Raw genomic sequence first — 15192 nt, forward strand, 5'->3', positions numbered from 1 at the left:
AAATGGCCTGCCGGGATAGTCTTAGTTCCACAATTAGTGCCACCACGTCATACCCTGAAGCGTTACCACCGCAATGACGATGTAGCGTAACGCTTTACCAAGGCATAAGAAAAAAAGTACCGGTCCCCACGAGATGCGCATCCATCCCGCCAGCAGACACAGTAAATCACCGATAACCGGTGCCCAGCTTAATAATAATGTGACCGCGCCGTAGCGCTTTAGCCAGCCGGTCGCTTTTTCCTGCCAGCGCGATGTTTTGCGCAGCGGAAACAGGCGCCCCAGAATAACGTTAGTTACCCCTCCAAGGCTATTGCCGATTGTTGCTATTAAAACCAGAGCCCACGGTTGACTTGCTCCCGTAAGTAGCATAGCAATCAGCACCACTTCTGAGTTGCCGGGGAGTAATGTCGCGCTCAAAAAACTACTGGCAAACAACGAGGCTAGCGACAGCACGTCGCTCACAGCAAACGCACGTCCACAACATCCATCCCCGCGCGCTTCGCCGCCTGCAGACCAAAGTCCGCATCTTCAAACACAACGCATTTTTCCGGCGCCACGCCCATGCGTTCAGCGCACAGCAGGAAGGTATCAGGGGCAGGTTTATGATGTTCGACATGATCGGCGGCAACAACCGCCGAAAAATAGTGACGCAGACCGAGATGCGCCAGCAGTGCCTCTGCGACAGCGCTTTCGCTGCCGGTGCCTACCGACATTGGGCGACGCCCGTGCCACGCCTTGACCACCTCGATCAGCGGTAAGGGACGCACGCAGTCCAGCAGCATGCTCTTCACGGCATCGGTTTTTTCCCGCGCCAGCTCATGAGGGTCTAAATCCGCGCGGTTCAACTCGATAATCGCCTGCGCAATACGCCAGGTTGGAGAACCGTTGAGTGCGACCATCGCTTGCTCGTCGAAACGCATGCCATACCGGCCCAACACCTCGTGCCACGCTTTACGATGCGTTGGTTCGGTATCGAGGATGGTGCCATCCATATCAAAGATCAGTCCTGCGTAACGTTCGTACATCGTGTTCTCACAAACCGGATAAGAAAACGTTACTTTATCGCAAAAGGCGCAGGTTGTCGCGGCCGGCACTTTAAGCCATAAAGGCGCCACCAGGCGCCTTTATCGTATCAATGTCGTGGCTTATTTGACTTTTAAATCATTCTCAACCAAACGAACGCCCTGCACCCGACGGGTCACTTCCACCGCACGACTGGCATCTTTTGCTGACGAGACAAAGCCGCTCAGCTGAACGCGTCCCTTAAAGGTCTGCACGCTGATTTCAGAGGACTTAATGTCCTTTTCGTTAAACAATGCGGTTTTGACTTTCGTTGTCACGACGGTATCGTCGATATAGCCACCGGTACTTTCCTTTGTGGACGATCCCGCACAGCCGGCTAACGATACGGCTACCAGAAGCGTCGCGCAAAACGCAGGTATTGCTTTGAACCATTTCATGGATTTCTCTCCTTGCACTTATCTCACCTAAATCAGGTTGATATACAGGTAAATTATAGTGGAAAGAGTCACTTGCCAATGAAAAAAGTTTAAAAACAGACGTTGAAAGATAATCAGTGCTGATGATAGCCACAAAGGTAAACAGAGAACGAATGAAGGATTTGGGGGTTTGGATGGTTTGGAGAATATGGTGGATCCGGGAGGATGACTCACTGTGTTCGCCCTACGGGCCGTTGCTAAAGCAACGTTATCCTCCCTGGTGCTGGCGATAATTTTGCAGACCATGAAGCGACAGTACAGGTGTAAATCGGGAGAAGATGGTGCATCCGGGAGGATTCGAACCTCCGACCGCTCGGTTCGTAGCCGAGTACTCTATCCAGCTGAGCTACGGATGCAAAATGGCGGTGAGGCGGGGATTCGAACCCCGGATGCAGCTTTTGACCGCATACTCCCTTAGCAGGGGAGCGCCTTCAGCCTCTCGGCCACCTCACCACAACGCCTCTTACGAGTGCTTCGAAGAACTTGTTTCTGCTCTTCGTCGCTGCGTTGGCGCACATATTACTTTCTGGTACTTATAAGTCAAACAATTTTTCGAACGCTTTTTCCGTTTGCACACTTACCGCGCAATTAGACTGCATAAACGGCGAAAAGAGTATTTTATCAACAGGAATTCAGAGGGTTCGCCTTGCTGATGCTAAAAGATAACTGTCGCGAATGATGAGCTGTGAACGAAAAAGTGACCACGGGAAAGAGAACAGAGAAGAGAATACAGAAGAAAAGAGAGTAAAAGCAGAATGGGGTGCGCCTCACGGAACCGCGAGGCGCGAAAACCTTAGTAACTGGACTGCTGGGATTTTTCAGCCTGGATACGCTGGTAGATCTCTTCACGATGCACAGAGACTTCTTTAGGGGCGTTAACGCCAATACGTACCTGGTTACCCTTAACCCCTAAAACTGTCACAGTGACCTCATCTCCAATCATGAGGGTCTCACCAACTCGACGAGTCAGAATCAGCATTCTTTGCTCCTTGAAAGATTAAAAGAGTCGGGTCTCTCGTATCCCGGCATTATCCATCATATAACGCCAAAAAGTAAGCGATGACAAACACCATACGGTGTAAGCAGTCACGGCATCACATTCTGTTAAACCTAAGTTTAGCCGATATACACAACTTCAACCCGACTTTATCGTTATCAGTGCTTCTCTCGCAAGATACCGTAATCCGGGGAAAACGGCATCTATGCATTTATAGTTATTACAGTTTTGCGCTGACCCAGCCTTTCACACTGGCTAACGCTGCAGGGAGAGCAGACGCATCGGTACCACCGGCCTGAGCCATATCCGGACGACCGCCTCCTTTGCCACCCACCTGCTGGGCGACCATACCAACCAGTTCCCCTGCCTTCACACGATCTGTCACATCCTTAGACACACCGGCAATCAGAGAAACCTTACCATCCGCTACCGTGGCTAACACAACAACCGTTGAACCCAGTTGGTTCTTCAGGTCGTCAACCATGGTACGCAGCATTTTCGGCTCAACGCCAGCCAGCTCGCTGACCAGCAGTTTAACGCCATTAATCTCTTCCGCTTTGCTGGAGAGGTTTGCGCTCTCTTGTGCAGCAGCCTGCTCTTTCAGCTGCTGCAGCTCTTTTTCCAGCAAGCGAGTACGTTCCAGCGCGGCACGCACTTTATCGCCGAGGTTGTGGCTATCGCCTTTCAGCAACTGTGCAATATCACCCAGCAGATCGCTCTGCGTATGCAGGTTAGCCATTGCACCTTCACCGGTTACGGCTTCAATACGGCGGACACCTGCCGCAGTACCAGACTCGGACGTAATACGGAACAGGCCGATGTCACCGGTACGTGAGGCGTGAGTACCGCCGCACAGCTCGGTGGAGAAATCACCCATTTTCAGGACGCGAACGCGGTCATCATATTTCTCGCCGAACAGCGCCATCGCGCCAGATTCACGAGCCGCATCGATATCCATGATGTTGGTTTCAATCGGCAGGTTACGACGGATCTGCGCATTGACCAGATCTTCCACCGCACGGATCTCTTCCGGTTTCATGGCTTCGAAGTGAGAGAAGTCAAAGCGCAGCGCTTTGTCATTCACCAGAGAGCCTTTCTGAGCCACATGCGTACCCAGTACCTGGCGCAGTGCCGCGTGCATCAGGTGCGTCGCGGAGTGGTTCAGACGAATTCGTTGACGGCGAGCCTGATCGACATCAGCCTGCACCGCGTCGCCCACTTTCAGCGCGCCGCTGGTCAGTTTACCGATATGACCAATAGCCTGGCCGTATTTCTGTGCATCACTGACCACGAAGGAGAAGCCAGCGCCTTTCAGTTCGCCTTTATCGCCTACCTGGCCGCCGGATTCCGCGTAGAACGGCGTTTGATCCAGAATGACAACAGCGTCCTGGCCTGTCGCCACGCTATTAACAGCTTTACCGTCGATAAACAGCGCGGTGACCTTCGCGTTCAGTTCCAGATGATCGTAGCCTTTAAATTCAGAAGCACCATCAACGCGAATCATCGCGTTATAGTCTGCGCCAAAACCGCTGGACTCACGCGCACGACGGCGCTGCTCTTCCATCGCGGCTTCAAAGCCAGCTTCGTCGACTTTGATATTGCGCTCGCGGCAAACGTCAGCCGTCAGGTCAACCGGGAAACCGTAGGTATCGTACAGGCGGAAAGCGGTTTCGCCATCCAGCGTGTCGCCCTTCAGCTTAGCCAGCTCTTCATCCAGCAGCGCCAGACCGCGCTCCAGAGTACGAGCAAACTGCTCTTCTTCGGTTTTCAGTACCTGCTCAACCTGCGCCTGCTGCTGCTTGAGCTCTTCACCCGCAGCGCCCATCACGTCGATCAGCGGAGCGACCAGCTTCCAGAAAAAGGTATCTTTCGCCCCAACCATGTTGCCATGACGGACCGCACGACGAATGATACGACGCAGCACGTAGCCACGGTTTTCATTCGATGGGATCACGCCGTCAGCCACCAGGAAGGCGCAGGAACGAATGTGGTCAGCAATAACACGCAGCGATTTGTTGGTCAGATCGGTAGCGCCGGTCACTTTAGCGACGCTTTCAATCAGCTTGCTGAACAGGTCAATATCGTAGTTGGAGTTCACGTGCTGCAGCACGGCAGCGATACGCTCCAGACCCATACCGGTATCGACGGACGGCTTCGGCAGCGGCTCCATGGTACCGTCAGCCTGACGGTTAAACTGCATGAAGACGATGTTCCAGATCTCAATGTAGCGATCGCCGTCTTCTTCCGGGCTTCCCGGAGGGCCGCCCCAGATGTGGTCGCCGTGGTCAAAGAAGATTTCAGTACACGGACCGCACGGACCGGTATCGCCCATCTGCCAGAAGTTGTCTGAAGCGAAGGCCGCACCTTTATTGTCGCCAATACGGATGATACGTTCGCGAGGAACACCGACTTCATTTGCCCAGATGTCGAAGGCTTCGTCATCGGTTTCGTAGACGGTTACCCACAGTTTATCTTTCGGCAGCGCGAACCAGTTTTCACCGGTCAGCAGTTCCCATGCGTATTGAATGGCATCATGCTTGAAGTAATCGCCGAAGCTGAAGTTACCCAGCATTTCAAAGAAGGTATGGTGACGCGCGGTATAACCGACGTTTTCCAGATCGTTGTGTTTACCACCCGCACGAACGCAACGCTGCGAGGTTGTCGCGCGAGAATAATTACGTTTGTCGAGACCCAGGAAAACATCCTTGAACTGGTTCATCCCGGCGTTGGTAAACAGCAGGGTCGGGTCGTTGTGCGGCACCAGGGAGCTGCTCGCAACTACCTGATGTCCCTTGCTATGGAAAAAATCGAGAAACGCCTGACGGATCTCAGCAGTGCTCTTGCTCATAATTATCCTGAAATCAAGCTATACACATCACCCTTCACGTCACCTCTTTGTTGGCTACGCTCGCTCCAGCAGGTGCGTACCAATGCACGCTCCAGAGGACTCACTCTCTTGCCACCTTGATGCAGCGTGAATGATTTTGTGTATAAGGAATAATCGTCGTGGACGCTGGCTGCCTTTCCAGCACTCAGCGACCGGACGGAATAAAGTGGGAATAAGATAAGTTTTCTTTACGGGGAAGTAAAATACCCGATGGGTCAATCTGCAAAATTTCGCCAGATTTCCTGAATATCTTCCATCAAATAGCCACGGTACAGTAAAAAACGCTGGATTTTAACTTTGTCAGCAAATGCCACCGGCAGCGGTTCGCCATACTTTCGCTGCGCCTGCTCTTTCGCCAGCGCGGCCCAGTCGATATCACACTCCCGCATTGCGCTCTCGCTAACATCACGCGGGATCCCTTTTTGGTTGAGTTCCTGACGGATACGCGCCGGGCCATACCCTTTCCGGCTGCGGCTGCCAATGAACTGGCGGACAAAGCGGCCATCGTCGAGGTAGCGGTTCTCGATGCACCAGGCAATAACGGTATCGACCTCTTCCGGCGTGACATCCAGCGATTCGGGGCCATTTTTCCCCAACACCGGAGCGGCAAGCTTGCGCCGCAGCTCTTGTTCACTATGGTCACGCATGGCCAGAATACGAATCGCACGATCCAACAGCCGGGCGTAGCCGGAGCGGCGGGATGAAGGTTCAGTCACAGGCACCTCGACAATCCTCAGCAAGACAATACAAAGTAAGGCAATCCAAAATAAGACAAGCCAAAAGCAAAAGGGCTGCATGCGCAGCCCTTTGGGGTATTCAGAAGATTATCAGAAATCTTCGTGGGTTTCTTCGGCACCCGGTCCGCTAGCATCCACCACGAAATCCGGTTTGGAATCCTGGTTGTTCAGCAGCAGTTCACGTACTTTTTTCTCAATCTCTTTTGCCGCACCCGGGTTATCTTTCAGCCAGGAGATCGCATTCGCTTTACCCTGACCAATCTTATCGCCGTTGTAGCTGTACCACGCGCCCGCTTTCTCAATCAGCTTCTCTTTCACGCCCAGGTCAACCAGCTCGCCGAAGAAGTTGATCCCTTCACCGTAGAGAATCTGGAATTCAGCCTGTTTGAACGGCGCGGCAATTTTGTTTTTCACAACTTTCACGCGGGTTTCGCTGCCGACGACGTTGTCACCATCTTTTACCGCACCGATACGACGGATATCCAGACGTACAGAGGCGTAGAATTTCAGCGCGTTACCGCCGGTGGTGGTTTCCGGGTTACCGAACATCACACCAATTTTCATACGAATCTGGTTGATGAAGATCAGCAGCGTATTGGATTGTTTCAGGTTACCGGCCAGCTTACGCATTGCCTGGCTCATCATACGAGCCGCCAGGCCCATGTGAGAGTCGCCGATTTCGCCTTCGATTTCCGCTTTCGGCGTCAGGGCCGCGACGGAGTCAACCACGATAACGTCGACCGCACCGGAACGTGCCAACGCGTCACAGATTTCCAGTGCCTGCTCGCCGGTGTCCGGCTGGGAACACAGCAGGTTGTCGATATCAACGCCCAGCTTACGTGCATACACAGGGTCCAGCGCGTGTTCCGCATCGATAAACGCACAGGTTTTGCCTTCGCGCTGTGCAGCGGCAATGACCTGCAGAGTCAGTGTGGTTTTACCGGACGATTCTGGCCCGTAGATTTCGACGATACGGCCCATCGGCAAACCGCCGGCGCCGAGCGCGATATCCAGTGAAAGCGAACCGGTGGAGATCGTTTCAACATCCATGGAACGGTCTTCACCCAGGCGCATGATGGAGCCTTTACCAAATTGCTTTTCAATCTGGCCCAGTGCTGCCGCCAACGCTTTCTGTTTGTTTTCGTCGATAGCCATTTTTACTCCTGTCATGCCGGGTGTAACCGGGTGATAAATTTTGTTCTGTTGAGGCAATTATACTGTATGGTCATACAGTATCAAGTGTTTTGTAGAAATTGTTGCCAGAGGAGATTCAGCGCATAAGCCGTTGCCTGACGGCGTACCGCTTCACGGTCTCCGGGGAAGCATTCACGCTGGGTAACGCCCTGCCCGTTAGCGCTGGCGACGCCAAACCACACCGTGCCGACCGGCTTTTCGGCGCTGCCACCATCCGGCCCGGCAATCCCGCTCACCGAGATAGCATAGGAGGCGCGTGCCGCACGCAACGCGCCCACTGCCATTTCAACCACCACCGGTTCGCTCACCGCACCGTGCTCCAGCAGGGTCACCTCGCTGACGCCGATCATCTGCGATTTAGCTTCGTTACTGTAGGTGACGAAACCCCGCTCAAACCATGCCGAACTACCGGCGATATCCGTCAGCGTTTTCGCGACCCAACCACCAGTACAGGACTCCGCCGTGGTGACCGTCGCACCGCGCGCTTTCAGCGCCAGCCCGACCTGCTCGCTCAGCTGCATTAATTCTGAATCAGTCATTATCGCCCCGTTTAAGCCAGATAAAGAGGCCATCAAAGATAGCACTTTCAACACAGATATGGGGATGAGGTGATGAATTTACGAGGAGGCATCTAAAAATGAGCGGTCCCGGCGATACCGGGACCGTTAACCATGGTGTTATTTCATGCTGGCTGCGATCAGTTCCACATTGTGGCGCAGCATTTTCACGTAGCTGTCCGCCACGCCGCCCGGCTTAGAGAGCGCCTCCGGATAGAGCTCCCCACCCGCCTGTGCCCCGGTCGCGCTGGCGATCTGTTTCACCAGACGCGGGTCAAGTTGGTTTTCCATAAACCAGGTATGCACGCCATCGGCCTTAATCTGGGTAATCAACGCCCCCACCTGCGCGGCGCTGGCCTCACTTTCCGACGACAACCCCTGCGGCGCCAGGAAGGTGACGCCATACGCCCGGCCAAAATAGCCAAACGCGTCATGGCTGGTCAGCACTTTGCGTTTTTCCTGCGGTATCGTGCTGAACTGACTTTTGGCCCAGCTATCCAACTCTTTGAGCTGGCCGATATAGCGCTGACCGGAGACCTCCAGCGCGGCTTTATCTTGCGGCGAGGCGGCAACCAGGCCATTAAGGATATTTTGCGCGTACAGCGCACCATTCGCAGCGCTGTTCCACGCGTGCGGGTCGGTCACCGTTTTGCCATCTTCATCCAGGGTGTGGGTTTTCACGCCGTTTGACGCCACCACCAGTTCACCTTTAAAGCCCGAGGCTTTAATCAGCCTGTCGACCCACCCCTCCAGCCCGAGGCCGTTAACCACCACCACGTCGGCTTTACTGAGCAACGCGCTATCCTGCGGCGAAGGTTCAAACGTATGCGGATCGCCGTCCGGCCCCACCAGCGTCTCGACTTTGACATGCTCACCGCCAACCTGCTGCACCATATCCCCCAGCACCGAAAAACTGCTCACCACGTTGAGCGTTTTCGCCATCGCCCCCTGCATCAGGCCAAAGGCCAGCGTCAGGATTACTGCCGTTCGTTTCTTCATTTTGTCCTTACCCCATTAATTTACGCCAGCTGACGACCAGTCGGCTGCGTGTGCCAAAAAAGAGTGAAATAAAAAAGATCCCGCTGGCGGTCAGCACGATGGAGGGGCCGGCGGGTAAATTCGCCGCCCACGACAGGCTCAACCCCATCCACGCACAGAAGGCCCCGCTCAAGGCCGCCAGCAGTAATATCCCGGGTAACGTGCGCGCCCAGCAGCAGGCGGCAACCGCAGGCAGCATCATCACGCCAACGGCCATCAGGGTCCCCAGAACCTGAAAACCCGCCACCAGATTGAGTACCAGCAGCGCCAGAAACAGGCCGTGCAATAGCGCCGGCAGCCTCGGGTGGTTCACCTGCAGCCAGGCACTGTCGAAGGCCTCATTCACCAGCCCGCGATAGAGCAGCGCTATGCAGATCAGCGTCAGGCTGGCGACCCCGGCAACAAACAGCGCGGCATCGTTATCCACCGCCAGAATCGAGCCAAACAGCAAATGCAACAGGTCGACGCTGGATCCGCGCAGTGAAATCAGCGTCACCCCTAACGCCAGCGATCCGAGGTAAAACCCGGCGAAGCTGGCATCTTCTTTTAACGGCGTGCGTCGACTGACCCAGCCCGCCACCAGCGCCACCGTGATACCGGCGATAAAGCCGCCAATCGTCATTGCCAGCAGCGACATGCCGCTCAGCAGGTAACCCACCGCAACGCCGGGTAGGATCGCGTGCGACAGCGCATCACCCATCAGGCTCATGCGTCGCAGCAGCAAGAAGACGCCGAGCATGGTGGTGCTCAGTGAGAGCGCCAGGCACACCACCAGCGCACGGCGCATAAAGCCGAATTCGATAAACGGTTGGAAGAAGGTATGCCAGATCATGCCAGCCTCGCCGAGTCAAAAGCCGGAAGAACTGCATCCGTCGTGCCCCAGCGGGCACGCTGTGACTCGAGCAGCAGCGTTTCCGGAAAATAGTCGGCGACGCGCTGGTTATCGTGCAGCACCGCCAGCACCGTCTGACCCTGCTGATGCATCTCGAGGATCAGCGCCATCAGCTCGCGGCTGGTGGATTCATCGATGCCGGTAAACGGCTCATCCAGCATCACCAGCGGCGCTTGCTGCACGATGACCCGGGCAAACAGCATGCGCTGAAACTGCCCGCCGGAGAGCGCTTCTATTGGCGTTTTCGCCATTGCATCCAGCCCGACGCGCTCCAGCGCAGCACCGATACGCCGACGGAATTCTCCGCGTATGCCGCGCTGCAAAGAGAGGTGCGGCCAGGCGCCCTGGCTCACTACATCCTGCACCGTCAGAGGAAACTGCGATTCGAGGGCGTGCCGCTGCGCCAGCCAGCCAATCACCGGGCGCGATGTCGTCCAGCTTAGTCTGCCGCTCACCGGCGGAATAAAGCCGGCCAGGGTCTTCAGCAACGTGGATTTACCGCAGCCGTTCAGCCCGACAATGGCCGTCATACTGCCCGCGGCGATCGTGCCGCTTAGGGCGGGCGTAATCGCCAGCGCTTCGTAACCTGCTACCAGGTGATCCAGTTCAATCATGGCAGCGTGACCGCCCACCAGGTCGCCAGCCACAGTAGCGCCAGCAGGGTGCAGGCCACGGCGACACGACGCACCGCGGAGGCCATAAACAGAGACGTCATCATTTCACCAAGTTAATATGTTATAACGTAACAATATTGCATCAGCAGAAAAATGTAAATCAACGTCAACGAGGGGAAATGCTGCGAAATGTAACAGACTCCCCTCAGGACGAGGGGAGCATCAGAGAAAGGCTTACTGCCCGCGGGCCTGAGAAACGGCCAGACCCAACTGCCAGACGGCCATGGCGTAGTGGGTGCTGTGGTTATAGCGGGTGATGGTGTAGAAGTTCGGCAGGCCGTACCAGTATTGATAACCGGTGCCGACATCGAGGCGCAGCAGGCTGGCCTGCTGATGGTTACCCAGCGGCTGCGTTGGCGTCAGCCCTGCCGCCGTCAGTTGCGAAATGCTGTAGTTGGTTTTGAACCCATTCTCCAGACCTGGTGCCTGACCCAGCGCCTGGACCGCAACCTGGTCACCGCTCACCCAGCCGTGCTGTTTGAAGTAGTTCGCCACGCTACCGATGGCATCCACCGGATCCCACAGGTTGATATGCCCGTCACCGTTGAAGTCGACTGCATATTGCTTATATGAAGACGGCATAAACTGGCCGTAGCCCATTGCCCCGGCGAACGAGCCTTTGAGATCCAGCGGGTCATCCTGCTCGCTGCGCGCCATCAGCAGGAAGGTTTCCAGTTCACCGGAGAAATACTCGGCACGACGCGGGTAATTAAACGACAGCGTCGCCAGCGCGTCGAGGATCCGGGTTTTCCCCATCACGCGACCCCAGCGGGTTTCCACACCGATAATCCCGACGATGATTTCCGGCGGCACGCCGTAAACCTGCCAGGCACGGTTCAGCGCATCCTGATACTGGTTCCAGAATACGACGCCGTTTTGCACGTTATCAGGAGTAATAAACTGTTTCTTGTAGCGCAGCCAGGCACCGTTAGGCCCTGACGGCGGCAGGCCGCTTGGCGCCTGGCGGTCCATCAGGCGCAGGACGTAATCCAGACGTTTTGCCTGGGAGAGGATCTCATGCAGTTGCTGTCTGTCGAAGCCATGCTTGCTCACCATTTTGTCGATGAACTGCTCCGCCGCCGGGTTGTTGGCGAAATCACCGCCCATCGCCATCACGTTATGCTGCGGCTCCAGCAAAAAACCGCCCCCTCCTCCCGTCGTCTCCGCTTCTGGGGTGGCTTTAGGTTTGCTGCTACAGGCAGCAAGGAGAACACACAGGGGAAGTAGAGCCAGATAGCGACGCTTCAACATGGGACATCCATTTAACAAGTTTGGCAAAGGGTAATTATGGTAAAGCATGTGGCCGCCAACAAGAAAGCGGCAATGTATTTGCGGATAAAATAGTCCTGTTCATACCGCCCGCTTTTCTCTTACCACCGGTCTGCTCTTCCCCTTTTTATGTGCTCAAAACGTCGTTTCTGGCGCAATAACTTTCACAATAAAATATTTATCTTTCATTTTGAGATCAAATTAACACTTTTTAACCTTTCAAAGTGATTAAAATCAGCTGCCAGTTAGCAAGAAAAATAACACTCTGAAGGAGAACACAATGATTGAAGTCATTACCCACGGCGCCGAATGGTTTATCGGCCTGTTTCAGAAGGGAGGCGAGGTATTTACCGGGATGGTGACCGGGATCCTGCCGCTTCTGATCAGTCTGCTGGTGATCATGAACGCGCTGATCAACTTTATCGGGCAGCGGCGGATCGAAAAGCTGGCGCAACGTTGCGCAGGCAACCCGATCTCGCGCTATCTGCTGCTGCCCTGCATCGGCACCTTTGTTTTCTGTAACCCGATGACCCTGAGCCTTGGGCGCTTTATGCCTGAGAAGTACAAACCCAGCTACTACGCGGCGGCCTCTTACAGCTGTCACTCCATGAACGGCCTGTTTCCCCATATCAACCCCGGCGAGCTGTTCGTCTACCTCGGGATTGCCAGCGGACTGACCACCCTTGGCCTGCCGTTAGGGCCGCTGGCGGTGAGCTATCTGCTGGTCGGTCTGGTCACCAACTTCTTCCGTGGCTGGGTCACCGACCTGACCACCTCAATCTTTGAGAAAAAAATGGGCATCCAGCTTGAACAGAAAGTCCATCTCTCCGGAGCAACCTCATGACCCGTATTCGTATTGAAAAAGGCGCCAGCGGCTGGGGCGGCCCGCTTGAGCTGGACGCCGTTGCCGGCAAAAAAATCGTCTACATTACCGCCGGCACCCGCCCGACGATCGTCGACAAAATCGCAAGCATCACCGGCTGGCAGGCCGTCGATGGTTTCAAAGAAGGGGAACCACCGGAGGAGGAGATCGGCGTCGCTATTATTGATTGCGGCGGAACGTTACGCTGTGGCCTCTATCCGAAACGGCGCATCCCGACCGTCAATATCCACGCGACCGGCAAATCCGGCCCGCTGGCACAGTATATCGTCGAGGATATTTACGTCTCCGGCGTAAAAGAAGAGAACATCCATTTGCTGAGCGATACCAGCCCGGCAGCAGCAGAACAGAAAACCAGCCAGCCCGCTCCGCGGGATTACGACACCAGCAAAAAAATTACCGAGCAGAGCGATGGCCTGCTGGCGAAGGTCGGCATGGGCATGGGTTCCGTAGTAGCGGTGCTGTTCCAGTCCGGGCGCGACACCATCGACACGGTACTGAAAACAATCCTGCCGTTTATGGCGTTCGTATCGGCGCTGATCGGCATCATTATGGCCTCAGGCATCGGCGACTGGATTGCCCACGGCCTGGCACCGCTTGCCAGTAATCCGCTCGGGCTGGTAACCCTGGCGCTCATCTGCTCTTTCCCGCTGCTGTCGCCGTTCCTCGGCCCAGGCGCGGTAATCGCTCAGGTCATTGGCGTGCTGATCGGCGTGCAGATTGGCCTCGGCAATATTCCCCCTCACCTTGCGCTTCCCGCCCTGTTTGCCATTAACGCCCAGGCCGCCTGCGACTTTATCCCGGTAGGGCTGTCGCTGGCCGAAGCGCGTCAGGACACGGTTCGTGTCGGGGTCCCGTCGGTGCTGGTGGGACGTTTTCTGACCGGCGCGCCGACGGTGTTGATCGCCTGGTTTGTTTCCGGATTTATTTATCAATAAGAGGTGCCTGACGATGACCGTGATTTACCAGACCACCATTACCCGTATCGGCGCCAGCGCGACGATGGCGCTCGAAGAGCAGATGTTAATTACCTTCCGCGAAGGGGCGCCGGCGGATATCGAAGAGTATTGCTTTATTCACAACCACGGCGAGTTATCCGGCGCACTGGCGGCTGGTGCCGAGCTCCAGTTGGGCGAACGGCGCTATCCGGTAACCGCCGTTGGCGAGGTCGCCGAACAGAATCTGCGCGAACTGGGCCATATCACGCTGCGCTTTGATGGCCATCGCGAGGCGGAGTTTCCGGGGACGGTGCACGTTGCCGGCCCCGTACCGGAAGCGCTCGCTCCCGGTTGCATACTGAAATTTGTTGCTTAAGTTGGAAGGAGAACACTATGAATCAGGTTGCTGTTGTCATCGGCGGTGGACAAACCTTAGGTGAGTTTTTGTGTCGGGGCCTTGCCGCTCAGGGCTACCGTGTCGCGGTTGTGGATATCCAAAGCGATAAAGCCACGCGCGTCGCCCAGGCTATCAACGACGAATATGGTGAAGGGAAGGCATACGGCTTTGGCGCCGACGCCACCAGCGAGGCCAGCGTAATGGCACTCGCCCGTGGGGTGGACGAAATTTTCGCCCGTGTGGATCTGCTGGTATACAGCGCCGGGATCGCCAAAGCGGCCTTTATCAGCGATTTTGCCCTCGGTGATTTTGACCGTTCACTGCAGGTGAATCTGGTAGGCTACTTCCTCTGCGCTCGCGAATTTTCGCGACTGATGATTCGCGATGGTATCAAGGGGCGAATTATTCAGATCAACTCCAAATCCGGCAAAGTGGGCAGCAAGCACAATTCTGGCTACAGCGCGGCGAAGTTTGGCGGCGTCGGGCTGACCCAGTCGCTGGCGCTGGATCTGGCGGAATACGGTATTACCGTCCACGCCTTGATGCTGGGGAACCTGCTGAAATCACCGATGTTCCAGTCGCTGCTGCCGCAGTACGCCAGCAAACTGGGCATCGCCGAAGAAGAGGTCGAGCAATATTACATCGACAAGGTCCCGCTCAAGCGCGGCTGTGATTATCAGGATGTCCTGAACGTACTGATGTTCTACGCCAGCCCACAGGCGTCCTACTGCACCGGGCAGTCGATCAACGTCACCGGCGGTCAGGTCATGTTTTAAACAGAAGCCCGGGTAAGGCGCTCGCGCCGCAACCCGGGTTCTTCCCGGCACCCATCTTGAGGAGACTGTTATGGTTAGTGCATTAATCACCGTCGCGGCGATCGCCTGGATAACCCAGCTCGCCTTTGGCGGCTGGCAGATTCGCCAGTTCAACCGCGCCTTTGACCAGCTCTGCCAGCAGGGGCGAGTCGGAGTAGGCCGCTCATCGGGCCGCTTCAAACCACGGGCAATCGTGGCTATTGCCTTTGACGAGCACGACCGCGTGCGTGACACGTTGCTGATGAAAGGGCTAACGGTGTTCGCCCGCCCGACCAAAATCCCGGCAATTAACGGGCAATATCGCGAGGAATTGCAGCCAGATATGATCTTCCCCCAGGATTCACTCTGTCAGAATGCACTATCATTAGCGCTTAAACCGAAACATGTATAATTTCGTTGTAAAAGTAAATATCTTGCG

Annotated in this window: 17 protein-coding genes and 2 tRNA genes; 5 read left to right on the forward strand and 14 right to left on the reverse strand. The window is 55.6% G+C overall.

Annotated elements, in window-relative coordinates; translation table 11 throughout:
* Positions 1 to 33: 33 nt before the first annotated feature.
* From ACMYSO_RS08595 to mltB, 14 genes are all read right to left on the reverse strand, one after another.
* A complete protein-coding gene (locus ACMYSO_RS08595) occupies positions 34 to 462 on the reverse strand; it encodes a YqaA family protein (RefSeq protein WP_434583386.1) in 429 nt (142 codons plus the stop codon).
* Positions 459 to 1025, reverse strand: coding sequence for a fructose-1-phosphate/6-phosphogluconate phosphatase (yqaB, locus tag ACMYSO_RS08600; protein ID WP_434583385.1), 567 nt, complete (start codon positions 1023 to 1025; stop codon positions 459 to 461). Before yqaB ends, ACMYSO_RS08595 begins: the two co-directional genes overlap by 4 nt.
* Positions 1026 to 1145: 120 nt before the next feature.
* Complete coding sequence (locus ACMYSO_RS08605) at positions 1146 to 1460, reverse strand: BON domain-containing protein (RefSeq protein WP_434583384.1); 315 nt, start codon at positions 1458 to 1460, stop codon at positions 1146 to 1148.
* A 318-nt stretch (positions 1461 to 1778) separates the two neighbouring features.
* A tRNA-Arg gene (locus ACMYSO_RS08610) sits at positions 1779 to 1855 on the reverse strand.
* Between the two features lie 4 nt (positions 1856 to 1859).
* Positions 1860 to 1952 (reverse strand) — tRNA-Ser (locus ACMYSO_RS08615).
* 340 nt (positions 1953 to 2292) lie between these two features.
* Positions 2293 to 2478: a carbon storage regulator CsrA gene (gene csrA, locus ACMYSO_RS08620; RefSeq protein WP_000906486.1), complete on the reverse strand. Its 186-nt coding sequence runs from the start codon at positions 2476 to 2478 to the stop codon at positions 2293 to 2295.
* A gap of 238 nt (positions 2479 to 2716) precedes the next feature.
* Entirely contained in the window at positions 2717 to 5344 is a 2628-nt protein-coding gene (alaS, locus tag ACMYSO_RS08625; RefSeq protein WP_434670123.1) for an alanine--tRNA ligase, read from the reverse strand.
* Between the two features lie 254 nt (positions 5345 to 5598).
* Positions 5599 to 6099, reverse strand: a complete 501-nt coding sequence (gene recX / locus ACMYSO_RS08630) for a recombination regulator RecX (RefSeq protein ID WP_434583371.1) — start codon at positions 6097 to 6099, stop codon at positions 5599 to 5601.
* Between the two features lie 111 nt (positions 6100 to 6210).
* Entirely contained in the window at positions 6211 to 7275 is a 1065-nt protein-coding gene (recA, locus tag ACMYSO_RS08635) for a recombinase RecA (protein ID WP_434583370.1), read from the reverse strand.
* A gap of 80 nt (positions 7276 to 7355) precedes the next feature.
* Positions 7356 to 7853, reverse strand: coding sequence for a nicotinamide-nucleotide amidase (gene pncC, locus ACMYSO_RS08640; RefSeq protein WP_434670125.1), 498 nt, complete (start codon positions 7851 to 7853; stop codon positions 7356 to 7358).
* A gap of 138 nt (positions 7854 to 7991) precedes the next feature.
* Positions 7992 to 8870, reverse strand: coding sequence for a metal ABC transporter substrate-binding protein (locus ACMYSO_RS08645; RefSeq protein ID WP_434670126.1), 879 nt, complete (start codon positions 8868 to 8870; stop codon positions 7992 to 7994).
* A 7-nt stretch (positions 8871 to 8877) separates the two neighbouring features.
* Positions 8878 to 9741 carry a metal ABC transporter permease gene (locus ACMYSO_RS08650; protein WP_434670127.1) on the reverse strand — a complete coding sequence of 288 codons (864 nt, stop codon included), beginning with the start codon at positions 9739 to 9741 and terminating at the stop codon, positions 8878 to 8880.
* On the reverse strand, positions 9738 to 10448 hold the full coding sequence (locus tag ACMYSO_RS08655) for a metal ABC transporter ATP-binding protein (RefSeq protein ID WP_434670129.1): 711 nt from the start codon (positions 10446 to 10448) through the stop codon (positions 9738 to 9740). Before ACMYSO_RS08655 ends, ACMYSO_RS08650 begins: the two co-directional genes overlap by 4 nt.
* Before the next feature lie 201 nt (positions 10449 to 10649).
* Positions 10650 to 11726, reverse strand: a complete 1077-nt coding sequence (gene mltB / locus ACMYSO_RS08660; protein ID WP_434670130.1) for a lytic murein transglycosylase B — start codon at positions 11724 to 11726, stop codon at positions 10650 to 10652.
* Positions 11727 to 12024: 298 nt separating this feature from the next.
* Between mltB and srlA the strand changes: the two genes are divergently transcribed.
* The 5 genes from srlA to gutM all read left to right on the forward strand — a co-directional run bounded on the left by srlA (position 12025) and on the right by gutM (position 15165).
* Positions 12025 to 12588, forward strand: a complete 564-nt coding sequence (gene srlA / locus ACMYSO_RS08665; protein ID WP_154143960.1) for a PTS glucitol/sorbitol transporter subunit IIC — start codon at positions 12025 to 12027, stop codon at positions 12586 to 12588.
* A complete protein-coding gene (gene srlE / locus ACMYSO_RS08670) occupies positions 12585 to 13562 on the forward strand; it encodes a PTS glucitol/sorbitol transporter subunit IIB (protein ID WP_434670131.1) in 978 nt (325 codons plus the stop codon). The genes srlA and srlE overlap by 4 nt, the downstream gene beginning before the upstream one ends.
* Before the next feature lie 13 nt (positions 13563 to 13575).
* Complete coding sequence (gene srlB, locus ACMYSO_RS08675) at positions 13576 to 13938, forward strand: PTS glucitol/sorbitol transporter subunit IIA (RefSeq protein WP_434670132.1); 363 nt, start codon at positions 13576 to 13578, stop codon at positions 13936 to 13938.
* 17 nt (positions 13939 to 13955) lie between these two features.
* Positions 13956 to 14735: a sorbitol-6-phosphate dehydrogenase gene (gene srlD, locus ACMYSO_RS08680; protein WP_434670133.1), complete on the forward strand. Its 780-nt coding sequence runs from the start codon at positions 13956 to 13958 to the stop codon at positions 14733 to 14735.
* Between the two features lie 70 nt (positions 14736 to 14805).
* Positions 14806 to 15165 (forward strand): transcriptional regulator GutM, encoded by a 360-nt coding sequence (gutM, locus tag ACMYSO_RS08685; RefSeq protein WP_434670134.1) that lies wholly within the window; start codon positions 14806 to 14808, stop codon positions 15163 to 15165.
* Positions 15166 to 15192 lie beyond the last annotated feature (27 nt).

The organism is Klebsiella sp. B345 (genome assembly GCF_051131735.1).
Classification (GTDB): domain Bacteria; phylum Pseudomonadota; class Gammaproteobacteria; order Enterobacterales; family Enterobacteriaceae; genus Klebsiella.

What these genes read in the sequence shown, in the direction of transcription:
- alaS (WP_434670123.1), bottom strand. Translation starts at nt 5,344, where the DNA reads ATGAGCAAGAGCACTGCTGAGATCCGTCAGGCGTTTCTCGATTTTTTC.
- pncC (WP_434670125.1), bottom strand. Translation starts at nt 7,853, where the DNA reads ATGACTGATTCAGAATTAATGCAGCTGAGCGAGCAGGTCGGGCTGGCG.
- mltB (WP_434670130.1), bottom strand. Translation starts at nt 11,726, where the DNA reads ATGTTGAAGCGTCGCTATCTGGCTCTACTTCCCCTGTGTGTTCTCCTT.
- csrA (WP_000906486.1), bottom strand. Translation starts at nt 2,478, where the DNA reads ATGCTGATTCTGACTCGTCGAGTTGGTGAGACCCTCATGATTGGAGAT.
- yqaB (WP_434583385.1), bottom strand. Translation starts at nt 1,025, where the DNA reads ATGTACGAACGTTACGCAGGACTGATCTTTGATATGGATGGCACCATC.
- srlD (WP_434670133.1), top strand. Translation starts at nt 13,956, where the DNA reads ATGAATCAGGTTGCTGTTGTCATCGGCGGTGGACAAACCTTAGGTGAG.
- ACMYSO_RS08645 (WP_434670126.1), bottom strand. Translation starts at nt 8,870, where the DNA reads ATGAAGAAACGAACGGCAGTAATCCTGACGCTGGCCTTTGGCCTGATG.
- srlE (WP_434670131.1), top strand. Translation starts at nt 12,585, where the DNA reads ATGACCCGTATTCGTATTGAAAAAGGCGCCAGCGGCTGGGGCGGCCCG.
- srlA (WP_154143960.1), top strand. Translation starts at nt 12,025, where the DNA reads ATGATTGAAGTCATTACCCACGGCGCCGAATGGTTTATCGGCCTGTTT.
- srlB (WP_434670132.1), top strand. Translation starts at nt 13,576, where the DNA reads ATGACCGTGATTTACCAGACCACCATTACCCGTATCGGCGCCAGCGCG.
- recA (WP_434583370.1), bottom strand. Translation starts at nt 7,275, where the DNA reads ATGGCTATCGACGAAAACAAACAGAAAGCGTTGGCGGCAGCACTGGGC.
- ACMYSO_RS08650 (WP_434670127.1), bottom strand. Translation starts at nt 9,741, where the DNA reads ATGATCTGGCATACCTTCTTCCAACCGTTTATCGAATTCGGCTTTATG.
- ACMYSO_RS08605 (WP_434583384.1), bottom strand. Translation starts at nt 1,460, where the DNA reads ATGAAATGGTTCAAAGCAATACCTGCGTTTTGCGCGACGCTTCTGGTA.
- gutM (WP_434670134.1), top strand. Translation starts at nt 14,806, where the DNA reads ATGGTTAGTGCATTAATCACCGTCGCGGCGATCGCCTGGATAACCCAG.